6 protein-coding genes and 1 other RNA gene are annotated in these 12555 nt (G+C 64.0%); 2 read left to right on the top strand and 5 right to left on the bottom strand.

Translation table 11 applies throughout. From position 1 onward, the window contains the following. Positions 1 to 198: 198 nt before the first annotated feature. From ffs to HU760_RS08525, 5 genes are all read right to left on the bottom strand, one after another. An RNA gene (gene ffs / locus HU760_RS08545) (signal recognition particle sRNA small type) lies at positions 199 to 295 on the bottom strand. Positions 296 to 515: 220 nt separating this feature from the next. Next, positions 516 to 2846, bottom strand: coding sequence for an NAD-dependent DNA ligase LigA (gene ligA, locus HU760_RS08540; protein WP_186674841.1), 2331 nt, complete (start codon positions 2844 to 2846; stop codon positions 516 to 518). Between the two features lie 235 nt (positions 2847 to 3081). Next, positions 3082 to 3972, bottom strand: coding sequence for a cell division protein ZipA (zipA, locus tag HU760_RS08535; protein ID WP_186674842.1), 891 nt, complete (start codon positions 3970 to 3972; stop codon positions 3082 to 3084). Positions 3973 to 4177: 205 nt separating this feature from the next. Continuing rightward, positions 4178 to 7666 carry a chromosome segregation protein SMC gene (smc, locus tag HU760_RS08530; protein WP_186674843.1) on the bottom strand — a complete coding sequence of 1163 codons (3489 nt, stop codon included), beginning with the start codon at positions 7664 to 7666 and terminating at the stop codon, positions 4178 to 4180. A 3-nt stretch (positions 7667 to 7669) separates the two neighbouring features. Then, a complete protein-coding gene (locus tag HU760_RS08525; protein ID WP_186674844.1) occupies positions 7670 to 8329 on the bottom strand; it encodes a GntR family transcriptional regulator in 660 nt (219 codons plus the stop codon). A 268-nt stretch (positions 8330 to 8597) separates the two neighbouring features. Here HU760_RS08525 and xdhA point away from each other — a divergent pair, with 268 nt between their 5' ends. Together xdhA and xdhB are read left to right on the top strand one after the other, a co-directional pair. Further along, complete coding sequence (gene xdhA / locus HU760_RS08520) at positions 8598 to 10052, top strand: xanthine dehydrogenase small subunit (protein ID WP_186674845.1); 1455 nt, start codon at positions 8598 to 8600, stop codon at positions 10050 to 10052. Continuing rightward, positions 10045 to 12444 (top strand): xanthine dehydrogenase molybdopterin binding subunit, encoded by a 2400-nt coding sequence (gene xdhB, locus HU760_RS08515; protein WP_186674846.1) that lies wholly within the window; start codon positions 10045 to 10047, stop codon positions 12442 to 12444. Before xdhA ends, xdhB begins: the two co-directional genes overlap by 8 nt. The last annotated feature ends 111 nt before the right edge of the window (positions 12445 to 12555 follow it).

The following is a 12555-nucleotide window of genomic DNA, read 5'->3' as shown; positions in this document are numbered from 1 at the left end:
CCAAGATCATCAGGCACCACTCTATTTTTGTCACAGCCGGGTAGATGTAGGCGCATCCCGTCGCGGCCTGTGAGAAAACCAACTTGGCAGGAACACAAGCGCCCATGCCGCCTCGCATTCTTCAATGCATGCAACGTTTGATCGTGATGAGGCTGATAGACAAGACGCGGACTTTTCATGGCCCGGAAATGGAGGCGGCCCCACCAGCCACACCCCGGCACTCGATGTTCCCGCTATGGCTGCTCCCTTCCGGGCCTGACCAGGTTAACGGGTAATCAATGCGGGGGGACCGATGGGGCCACCACTACAGAGCTCGCTGAGCAGCGAGTGGCGCCATTGTACCGGTCTTGGGAACAGATACAACCTCTGGGGCGAGAAAAAGTCATCATTTCTCAATGACTTGTCCAGATCGAAGCGGCCTGGACAGGCCTGTTCGCGGGATTGCACTGGCAGCCAGACAAGCGCGGAACCTGTGAGAGCGGGCACGCCCGCTCCCACAAGAGGCGAGCAGGACTTTAAACCGCCATGCCCAGCTCGGCCAGGAAGGCAACGAAGGCGTCTTCATCCAGCACCTTCACCCCCAGCTCGCTGGCCTTGGCCAGCTTGGAGCCCGCCCCTGGCCCTGCCACCACGCAATGGGTCTTGCCCGACACCGAACCGGCCACCTTGGCCCCCAGGCTTTCCAGCTTTTCCTTGGCGATGTCACGGCTCATGCGCTCCAGGGTGCCGGTCAGCACCCAGGTCTGGCCAGCCAGTGGCAGACCTTCGGCAACCTTCTTCTCATTGCTCCAGTGCATGCCGAACGCCAGCAACTGCGCCTCGATGTCCCGCGCCAGTTTCTGGTTGGCTTGCTCCTTGAAGAACTCGCGCACCGCGTCGGCCTGCTTGGCCGCCAGGGCCTGGCGCAGGTCGATGCCGTCGGCGGCGATGATCTTGTCCAGGCTGTCGAGCCTGGCCACCAGTTTTTCCGCACCGGTCGGGCCGACCGAGGCGATGTCGAGTTTGGCAATCATGCCCGCCAGGGTCGTGCTGGCAGCGAATTCGGCGGCCAGCTCGCCTTCGTCCTGCAACTGCATACCACTGTCGAGCAGTTGCTGGATGACCTTCTGGTTGTGCTCGTCTTCAAAGAAGTTGTGAATTTCGTAAGCCACCTCCAGGCCGATGTCCGGCAGGTAGGTGAGCACTTGCGGCAGCGCCTGCTGGACGCGTGCCAGGCTGCCCAGCGAACGGGCCAGCACCTTGGCGGTCTCCTCGCCGACATCTGGAATGCCCAAGGCATAGATAAAGCGCGCCAGGCTCGGGCGTTTGCTGGCCTCGATGGCATCCAGCAGCTTGCGGCTGGACACTTCGGCGAACCCTTCCAGGCCGACAATCTGCTCGAACTCCAGCTTGTACAGGTCTGCCGGCGAACCGATCAGGCCTTCGTCGACCAGTTGCTCGACGCTCTTCTCGCCCAGCCCGTCGATGTCCATGGCGCGGCGCGACACGTAATGGATGATCGCCTGCTTGAGCTGTGCGGCGCAGGCCAGGCGACCGACACAGCGATACACCGCACCTTCGCTGGTGGTTTCCTTGCCTTTGCTGCGCTTTACCAGCCGGGTACGCTCGACCTGCGAGCCGCACACCGGGCACTCGCTCGGCACGTGCACCGGGCGGGCATCCTCCGGGCGGCGCTCCAGCACCACCTGCATCACCTGCGGGATCACGTCACCGGCGCGGCGGATGATGACCGTGTCGCCAATACGCAGGCCCAGGCGCGCGATCTCGTCCATGTTGTGCAGGGTGGCGTTGGACACGGTCACGCCAGCCACCTTGACGGGCCTCAGGCGGGCCACCGGGGTCACTGCGCCAGTGCGGCCGACCTGGAACTCGACGTCCAGCACCTCGGTCAGCTCTTCCATGGCGGGGAACTTGTGGGCAATCGCCCAGCGCGGCTCACGGGCGCGGAAGCCCAGCTCGCGCTGGGCGGCCAGGCTGTTGACCTTGAACACCACGCCGTCGATTTCATAGGGCAGGCTGTTGCGCCGCTCGCCAATGTCGCGGTAGTAGGCCAGGCATTCTTCGATGCCGGCAGCATGCTTGAGCTCACGGCTGATCGGCAAGCCCCAAGCCTTGAGCTGCTCGAGGATGCCGATGTGGCTGTCACCGATGCTCGCGGACACCTGGCCGACGCCATAGCAGCAGAACTCCAGTGGGCGGCTGGCGGTGATCTTCGAATCCAGTTGACGCAGGCTGCCAGCAGCAGCGTTACGCGGGTTGGCGAAGGTCTTGCCACCGGCTTCGGCCTGGGCGGCGTTGAGCCGGTCGAAACCGGCCTTGCTCATGTACACCTCGCCGCGCACTTCCAGCACCGCCGGCCAACCCTCGCCCTGCAGCCTGAGCGGGATATTGCGCACGGTGCGCACGTTGGCGCTGATGTCTTCGCCGGTAGTGCCATCGCCACGGGTAGCGCCCTGCACCAACAAGCCGTCACGGTACAGCAGGCTCACGGCCAGGCCGTCGAGCTTGGGCTCGCAGCTGTAGTCGACTGCTCCGGGCTGGTCGAGGCCATCAACCACACGGCGGCCGAACTCACGCAGGTCTGCTTCTTCGAAGGCGTTGCCCAGGCTGAGCATAGGCACTTCGTGGCGCACCTGGCTGAACGCGGCCAGGGCGGCGCCGCCGACGCGCTGGGTTGGCGAGTCGGGAGTCACCAGGTGCGGGTGTTCGGCTTCAAGCGCCTTGAGCTCGTTGAACAGTCGGTCGTATTCGGCGTCGGGCACGCTGGGCTCGTCGAGCACATAGTAGCGGTAGTTGTGCTGGTCGAGCTGGTGACGGAGTTCGTGGATACGGGATTCGGCGGTCATGAGGTTGTCTTCTCTTGCAAAGCAAAAGAGCAGCTCGAGGGCAATGCCGGGATTGGGGTGCCTACTGCCTGTGCCGGCCCCTTCGCGGGTAAACCCGCTCCCACAGGTACACCACAAGCCTCAAGGGCAGTGATATACCTGTGGGAGCGGGTTTACCCGCGAAGGGGCCGGCACAGGCGATAACAACACCCGAACCGACCAGCACGCCCTCAGGCTGCTCTTTCGTCTGGATCTGTCAGCGCTTCTGCGTCAGCGCCCGGCGCTCGAACTCGACGATACGCTGGCGATAGTGCTCGATGGTCTGGGCGGTCAGCACGCTGCGCTGGTCGTCCTTGAGCTCGCCATTCAGCTCGTGGGCCAGCTTGCGCGCCGCAGCCACCATCACGTCGAAGGCCTGCTTCGGATGACGCGGGCCCGGCAGGCCGAGGAAGAAGCTCACCGCACGGGTACTGAAGTGATCGATATCGTCCAGGTCGAATACGCCAGGCTTGACCGCGTTGGCCATGGAGAACAGCACTTCGCCGTGGCCGGCCATGCTCTCGTGCCGGTGGAAAATGTCCATCTCGCCGAAGCGCAGGCCACTTTCCAGGATGTTCTGCAGCAGCGCCGGGCCCTTGAAGCCGCCCTCGTCACGGGAGATCACGCTGATCACCAACACTTCCTCGGCCGGCGGCAGCTCCTTGATACTGCTGCTGGCAGGCGTCGGAGTGCTGTTGCGGGTGTTCTGCGCGGCAAAATCTTCGTCGCTATCGGCAAACAGGTCGGCTTCACGCGGTTCGGCGCTCAGGTTCAGGTCGCCCTGCTGTGCCTCGACGGCGGCCGTGGCACGCTTGCCGCGCTTGCTGGCCTTGGCCGGCTTGGGCTCACGCTCGCGGTCGCGCGCAGAAGCGCTGAGCGACGGCAGGTCGCTTTCGTCCAGCTCAGGCTCCTTGTGGGTTTCCAGCACCCGCGACGGGCCAAGCACTTCGGCATTGCCCTCTTCGTCCGGCAGGTTGGAATAGCTGCGATCCAGACGGAATTTCAACTTGCCTTTGCCGCCGCGCATGCGGCGCCAGCCGTCGAAAAGAATCCCGGCAATGACAATGATGCCGATGACGATCAGCCACTCGCGCAGACCGATTTCCATGTAATCCCGTGCCTCTATAAAAATATGCTTGAAAACAAAGGGTTCAAAGCCCTTTAACACGTGGCGCCAACTCTATGTTCTGACAGGCGTTTTTACCCACGCAAAAAACGAGTGACATTAAGCTAGCACGACCAAAGACAACTTTACACCGTCTGTCGCACATGGCGGGGGCATTTCGCTTCAGAATATGCCCCATCGCCGCCTATCAGGCATCGACCATGGCCATGGCCTCCTCCACATCCACCGCCACCAGCCGTGAACAGCCCGGCTCATGCATGGTCACGCCCATCAACTGGTCCGCCATCTCCATCGCGATCTTGTTATGGGTGATGTAGATGAACTGCACGCTTTCACTCATTTCCTTGACCAGGCGGGCATAACGCCCGACGTTGGCATCGTCCAGCGGCGCATCGACTTCGTCGAGCATGCAGAACGGTGCGGGGTTCAACTTGAAGATGGCAAACACCAGCGCCAATGCGGTCAGTGCCTTTTCGCCGCCGGACAGCAGATGGATGGTGCTGTTCTTCTTGCCCGGTGGTCGCGCCATGATCGTTACCCCTGTATCGAGTAGATCTTCGCCTGTCAGTTCCAGATAAGCGCTGCCACCACCGAAAACTTTTGGGAAAAGTGCCTGTAATCCGGCATTTATCTGATCAAAGGTATCCTTGAAGCGGTTGCGGGTTTCCTTGTCGATCTTGCGGATGACGTTTTCCAGGGTCTCCAGCGCTTCGACCAGGTCAGCATCCTGGGCGTCCAGATAGCGCTTGCGCTCGGACTGCTGTTCATACTCCTCGATAGCCGCCAGGTTGATCGCCCCCAGGCGCTGGACTCGCGCCTCGAGCTGCTCCAGTTCCTGCTCGGTACCTTGCTCGGTGGCTTCGGCCTCGAGGGTGGCGAGCACGCCTTGCAGGTCGTAGCCATCGGCCAGCAACTGCTCCTGCAGGGTCTTGCGCCGCACGTCCAGGCCCTGGCACTCCAGGCGCAACTGCTCCAGCTGGCCGCGCAGCAGCTGCGCTTGCTGCTCGGCCTGGGTGCGGCGCTTCTCGGCATCGCGCAGCTCACGGTCCGCTTCGTCCATGTGCAGGCGGGCCAGGCGCATTTCCTCGTCGACGCCCATGCGCTGCTCCAGCAGCGCTTCGAGCTTCAGGCGCAATTCCTCCAGTGGCGCCGCGCCTTCTTCCAGGTTCAGGCTCAGTTGCTCCTGGCGCTCGGTCAGGCGTGCAGCCTGCTGCTCCAGGCGCTCCAGGGCCTGCCGGGTGGAATCGTGCTGGGCGCGCAGCGAGCCCAGGCGCACGGCCAGCTGGTGGGCGTGGTCCTTGTGCTGGCGGGCCTCCTGGCGCACGCGGTCGAGACTTTCCCGAAGGGTGTCGCGACGGGCCATCAACTGCTCGCGCTGCTCGGTGTCCTGGGCCATGAGCTCCAGGGCTTCCTGCAACAGCAGGCGTGCTTCGCCCAGTTGTTCGTGCTCCAGGGCGCGCTGTTCTTCCAGTTCAACCAGTTCTTCCTGCAGGCGCCGGCGACGCAGCTCGACCTGCTCGGCACGCGCGCGGGCGGCCGACAGGCTGGCCTTGAGCTCACCGTGCTGGCGGTTTTCTTCCTGGGTACGGCGGCGCAGCTGTTCACGCTGTTCCTCCAGGCCCAGCTGTTGCTCGCGCAGGGCCTGCAATTGCTGCTCCAGTTGCTCGAGCGCCGCTTCCTGCTGCAACTGCTCGTGGCCGAGGCGTTCGATTTCCTGGCCGCGCGCCAGCACCCCGCCTTCGGCCTCACCGCCACGGCGTATGCGCAGAAAATGCCGGCCAACCCAATAGCCATCGCGACTGACCAGGCTCTGGCCTTCACCGAGCGACGCGCGCTGCGCCAGCGCTTGTGCCAGATCTTCCACGGGTTTGACCTGGCCCAGCCAGGGCGCCAGGTCGACACGGCCGCTGACCTTTTCCAGCAAGCTGCCAGGCAGCGAAGAACAGGGGCCGCTGGCCAGCAGCAGGCGCAACTCGCCCTGCTCCAGGCCGGCAAAATCGAGGCGCTTGAAATCATCCACCAATACGGCCTGCAAGTCGGCGCCGAGCACCGTCTCCACGGCCAGCTCCCAGCCCGGCTCCACGCGCAGCCCTTCAGCCAGGCGTGGCTGCTGCGCCAGACCTTGACCGTGCAGCCAGTCGGCCGCCCCTGCGCCCGGTTCCAGCGCAGCCTGCTGCAAGGCTTCGAGTGAAGCCAGGCGGCCGCCCAGGCGCTGCAGGTCACCCTGCGCCTGCTGCTCGGCCTGGGTGGCCTGTTGCAGTTGCTGGCGCAGGCCTTCCAGGCGTTCGACCACCTGCTCTTCGGACATTTGCAGTTCTTCAAGCAACATTTCGCTGCTGGCCAACTGCTCGGACAGTTCGAGCATGGCGGCGTCCTGCGGGTCGCTGCCCAACTGCTCGCGCTCCTCGCCCAGCTTGCGCTGGCGTTCGGCCAATCGCTCCAGGCTGGCCTCCAGCTGCACCAGGCGCGCCTGCTGCACTTCGGCCTGGCGGCGTGGTTCGGCGGAGCGGCTGTTGAAGCTGTCCCACTGCTCCTGCCAGCCGTGCATGCCCAGTTCGGCCTCTTCAAGGGCGGCGGCGGCTTCTTCGGCAGCAGCCAGGGTCATTTCCTGCTCGGGTTCGAGCATGGCCAGCTCTTCGCCCAAGGTCGCCAGCAGCGTGCGGTCGTGGCCCAGGTGCGACTCGGTCTCCAGGCGCGTACGCTCGGCTTCCTTGAAGTCGTCCTGCAATTGGCGCAGGCGCTGCTGGCCGTGCTGGATGCTCTGCTCGACCCGGGCAATATCCCCCGCCACCGAATAGAAGCGGCCCTGCACCTGGTTGAAGCGCTCGGACAATTCGTGATGGCTATCGCGCAGGCGCTCGATACTGGCATCGGCATTGCGCTGCTCGGCGACCAACGCTTCATGAGACACGTCCTGATCGCCGATCACTGCCTCGCGCTGGCGCACGCGAGTATCCAGGTCGCGCCAGCGCAAGGCCGCCAGGCGAGCTTTCAGCTGGCGTTCCTGGGCTTTGTATTCTCGATACTTCTCGGCTGCCTGGGCCTGCCGGTGCAGGCGCTCCAGCTGGCGCTCCAGCTCCTCGCGCAGGTCGGTCAGGCGCGCCAGGTTTTCCTGGGTGCGGCGGATGCGGTTCTCGGTTTCGCGGCGGCGTTCCTTGTATTTGGAAATACCGGCGGCTTCCTCGATGAAGTTGCGCAGCTCCTCGGGCTTGGCCTCGATCAGCTTGGAGATCATGCCCTGTTCGATGATCGAGTAGCTGCGCGGCCCCAGGCCAGTACCGAGGAAGATGTCGGTAATGTCGCGGCGACGGCACTTGGTGCCATTGAGGTAATAGCTGTTCTGCCCGTCACGGGTGACCTTGCGACGGATCGAAATCTCGGCGTAGGCGGCATATTCGCCGACCAGTGTGGTTTCGCTGTTGTCGAACACCAGCTCGATGCTGGCCTGACTGACCGGCTTGCGGCCACTGGAGCCGTTGAAAATGACGTCGGTCATCGACTCGCCGCGCAGGTTCTTTGCCGAACTTTCGCCCATCACCCAACGCACGGCATCGATGATGTTGGACTTGCCACAGCCGTTGGGGCCGACCACGGCCGCCATGTTGCTGGGGAAATTGACCGTGGTCGGGTCGACGAACGACTTGAACCCGGCCAGGCGAATGCACTTCAGGCGCATCGGTCAGCCTCGTGCCAGCGCCGCCAGCACCAGTTCGCAACTGCGCTGGCAGTAGGCAGTGAGCACCTCGCGAATGCGTGGCAGGTCACGGGCGACCACGGCGTCGAGCAGGCGGGCGAACAGGTCGAGGTAATCGCTCATGCTGGCCTGGCGCTGGTCCAGCGCCAGGTAATAGGCGCGGCTCATGGCCGGCTGCAGGTTCTCCACGGTTTCCTGCAGGAACGGGTTGTCGGCGAACGAATAGGCCGCGCGCATGACCGCAAAACTGTCGGCGACGAAGGCCTTGATATCAAGCTGCTGATGGGCACGTTGCAGGCGCTGCTGGATGTCCAGGAACGGGCGCAGGTCGGCATCGGTGCGCCATTTTTGCGCGACCGCGTTGCCCAGCAGGATGTAGAACTCGCTCATCAGCGCGCACAGGCTGCGTACGTTGCGCTCGTCCAGCTTGGTAACGTGGGCACCACGGCGCGGCAGGATCGCCACCAGGTGCCGACGTTCGAGGATCAGCAGCGCTTCACGCACCGAGCCGCGGCTGACATTCAGCGCCTGGGTAACCTTCTGCTCCTGGATACGTTCGCCTGGCGCCAGCTCGCCGCGGATGATGCGTTCGGCCAGGTAATCGGCAATCTGCTCGGAGAGGCTGTCCGGGGCCTTGAACGTCATGGTTGTCCTTCAAAATCAGTGAACTGGGCACAAGCAGCGGATTGTAGCGTACTTGACCGTCGATCGCGCAGAGGGGCCAGGCGGTTTATTTGACTCGCCAGGCAACCCCGCGCCCGGCGCGATCTATGCTTGGCATATGGGCAATGTGAACCGTTGGGCAGCGACATGCACAATTTCCTGACCTTTGAGTCAGAAAATTATTGACCAGCAGGACAGGTCTTGCTTAGAGTCCGCCCAACAACAATAAAACCATTGCGAGGCCATCCCCGTGATCCAGTTTCTCGTCAACCAGGAGCTGCGTAGTGAGCATGCCCTGGACCCGAACATGACGGTGCTGCAGTACCTGCGCGAGCACCTGGGCAAACCTGGCACCAAGGAGGGCTGCGCCAGCGGTGACTGCGGCGCCTGCACCGTGGTGGTCGGCGAACTGACCCAGGACGACCAGGGCAACGACAGCCTGCGCTACCGCAGCCTCAACTCGTGCCTGACGTTCGTATCGTCGCTGCATGGCAAGCAACTGATCAGCGTCGAGGGGCTCAAGCACCAAGGGCAACTGCACAGCGTGCAACAGGCCATGGCCGATTGCCATGGTTCGCAGTGCGGCTTCTGCACCCCCGGCTTCGTCATGTCACTGTTCGCCCTGCAGAAGAACAGCAACGGCCCCGACCTGCACCAGGCCCAGGAAGCCCTGGCCGGCAACCTGTGCCGCTGCACCGGCTACCGGCCGATTCTCGAAGCCGCCGAGCAGAGCTGCCGCCAGCCGTGCCGCGACCAGTTCGATGCCCAACAGGCGCAAACCATCAGCCGCCTCAAGGCGATTGCACCAACCCAGACCGGCGAGCTGAACAGCGGCGACAAACGCTGCCTGGTGCCGCTGACCGTGGCCGACCTGGCCGACCTGTACAGCTCGCACCCCGAGGCGCGGCTGCTGGCCGGCGGTACCGACCTGGCCCTGGAGGTCACCCAGTTCCACAAGACCTTGCCGGTAATGATCTACGTCGGCCACGTGGCCGAACTCAAGCGCATCGAAAAGACCGCCAGCCACCTGGAAATAGGTGCCGCCACCCCTCTCACCGACTGCTACGGCGCACTGAACGAGGAGTACCCCGACTTCGGCGCCCTGCTGCACCGCTTCGCCTCGCTGCAGATCCGCAACCAGGGCACCCTGGGTGGCAATATCGGCAACGCTTCGCCGATCGGCGACTCGCCCCCCCTGCTGATTGCCCTGGATGCGCAGATCGTCCTGCGTCAGGGCGAGCGCCAGCGAGTGATGGCCCTGGAAGACTATTTCATCGACTACCGCATCACTGCCCGCCAGGACAGCGAGTTCATCGAGAAGATCATCGTGCCACGCGCCACCCACGACTGGGCGTTCCGCGCCTACAAGGTATCCAAGCGCCTGGACGATGACATCTCCGCGGTGTGCGGCGCCTTCAACCTGAGCATCGAAGACGGCGTGGTCAGTGGGGTACGCATCGCCTTCGGCGGCATGGCGGCCATCCCCAAACGCGCCCGCGCCTGCGAGGCGGCGCTACGCGGCAAGCCGTGGAACCAGGCCGCCATCGAGCGTGCCTGCCAGGCCCTGGCCGAAGACTTCACCCCGCTCAGCGACTTCCGCGCCAGCAAGGAATACCGCCTGCTGACCGCGCAGAACCTGCTGCGCAAGTACTTCATCGAACAGCAAACGCCGCACATCGAAACCCGGGTGACCGCTTATGTCTAACCATCACGTAGCCAAGAGCCAGGCCGAGATGGCCGAACTGTTCAGCCAGGACCTGACCACCGGGGTTGGCCGCAGCGTCAAGCATGACAGCGCCGACAAGCATGTGTCCGGCGAGGCGGTGTACATCGATGACCGCCTGGAATTCCCCAACCAGCTGCACGTCTACGCCCGCACGTCCGATCGCGCCCATGCGCGCATCCTGCGCATAGACACCGCGCCCTGCTATGCCTTCGACGGGGTGCGCATCGCCATCACCCACGAAGACATCCCTGGCCTCAAGGACATCGGCCCGGTGGTGGCCGGCGACCCGTTGCTGGCCATCGACAAGGTCGAGTACTTCGGTCAGCCGGTCCTCGCCGTGGCCGCTCGCGACCTCGACACTGCACGCCGTGCCGCCATGGCCGCGATCGTCGAGTATGAAGACCTGGAGCCGGTGCTGGATGTGGTCGAAGCACTGCGCAAGCAGCATTTCGTGCTCGACAGCCACACCCACCAGCGTGGCGATGCCGCTGCCGCCCTGGCCACTGCCCCGCACCGCCTCCAGGGCACCTTGCACATCGGTGGCCAGGAGCACTTCTACCTGGAAACGCAGATCTCCTCGGTGATGCCTACCGAAGATGGCGGCATGATCGTCTACTGCTCCACGCAGAACCCCACCGAAGTGCAGAAGCTGGTCGCCGAAGTCCTCGATGTGCCGATGAACAAGGTGGTGCTGGACATGCGCCGCATGGGTGGCGGTTTTGGCGGCAAGGAAACCCAGGCTGCCAGCCCGGCGTGCCTGTGTGCCGTCATTGCGCGCCTGACCGGGCAGCCGACCAAGATGCGCCTGCCAAGGGTCGAGGACATGACCATGACCGGCAAGCGCCATCCCTTCTACGTCGAGTACGACGTAGGCTTCGATGACCACGGCCGCCTGCATGGCATCAACCTCGACCTGGCCGGCAACTGCGGGTACTCACCCGACCTGTCCGGTTCGATCGTCGACCGCGCCATGTTCCACTCCGATAACGCCTATTACCTGGGCGATGCCACCGTGCACGGCCACCGCTGCAAGACCAACACCGCTTCCAACACCGCCTATCGCGGCTTTGGCGGCCCGCAGGGGATGGTCGCCATCGAGCAGGTGATGGACCACATCGCCCGCCATCTGGGCCGCGACCCGCTGGCCGTGCGCAAAGCCAACTACTACGGCAAGAGCGAGCGCAACGTCACCCACTACTACCAGACCGTCGAGCACAACATGCTCGAGGAAATGACCGCCGAACTGGAAGCCAGCAGCGACTATGCCGAGCGCCGCGAGTCGATTCGCCGCTTCAACGCCAACAGCCCGGTGCTGAAAAAGGGCCTGGCGCTGACCCCGGTCAAGTTCGGCATATCGTTCACCGCCACCTTCCTCAACCAGGCCGGTGCGTTGATCCACATCTACACCGACGGCAGCATCCATCTCAACCACGGCGGCACCGAGATGGGCCAGGGCCTGAACACCAAGGTGGCACAGGTGGTGGCGCAGGTGTTCCAAGTCGATTTCAGCCGCATCCAGATCACTGCCACCAACACCGACAAGGTGCCCAACACCTCGCCGACCGCCGCCTCCAGTGGCGCCGACCTGAACGGCAAGGCCGCGCAGAATGCGGCTGAAATCCTCAAGAAGCGCCTGACCGAGTTCGCCGCGCGGCATTACCAGGTGACCGAGGAAGACGTCGAGTTTCGCAACGGCCATGTGCGCGTGCGCGACCAGATCGTCAGCTTCGAGCAGTTGGTGCAGCAGGCCTACTTCGCCCAGGTGTCGCTGTCCAGCACTGGCTTCTACCGCACACCGAAGATCTACTACGACCGCAACCAGGCCCGCGGCCGGCCGTTCTACTACTTCGCCTTTGGCGCCGCCTGCGTGGAGGTGATCGTCGACACCCTGACCGGCGAATACAAGATGCTGCGCGCCGATATCCTGCATGACGTGGGCGCTTCGCTGAACCCGGCCATCGACATTGGCCAGGTGGAAGGCGGCTTCATCCAGGGCATGGGCTGGCTGACCAGCGAAGAACTGGTGTGGAACGCCAAGGGCAAGCTGATGACCAATGGCCCGGCCAGCTACAAGATCCCGGCCGTGGCCGACATGCCGCTGGACTTGCGGGTGAAGCTGGTGGAAAACCGCAAGAACCCGGAGGACACCGTGTTCCATTCCAAGGCCGTTGGCGAGCCACCGTTCATGCTCGGCATCGCTGCCTGGTGCGCGATCAAGGACGCCGTGGCCAGCATCGCCGACTACCGCGTGCAGCCACAAGTGGATGCGCCGGCGACGCCGGAGCGGGTGTTGTGGGGTTGCGAGCAGATGCGCAAGGCGGTGGCTACGGCGCAACCTGCCGAGCCGGCACTGGAAAGCGTCCCGCAGTAACGCCGCCGGCTCGCTTCTTGTAGGAACGGCCTTGTGTCGCGAAAGGGTCGCGGAGCGGCCCCCAAATTTGTACAGCAACATGGCTTTCTGGGGCTGCTGCGCAGCCCTTTC

This window comes from Pseudomonas oryzicola (assembly GCF_014269185.2).
GTDB classification, from domain to species: domain Bacteria; phylum Pseudomonadota; class Gammaproteobacteria; order Pseudomonadales; family Pseudomonadaceae; genus Aquipseudomonas; species Aquipseudomonas oryzicola.
Note: the sequence above shows the minus strand (reverse complement) of the source record. Positions and strands in the feature narration are given on the sequence as shown.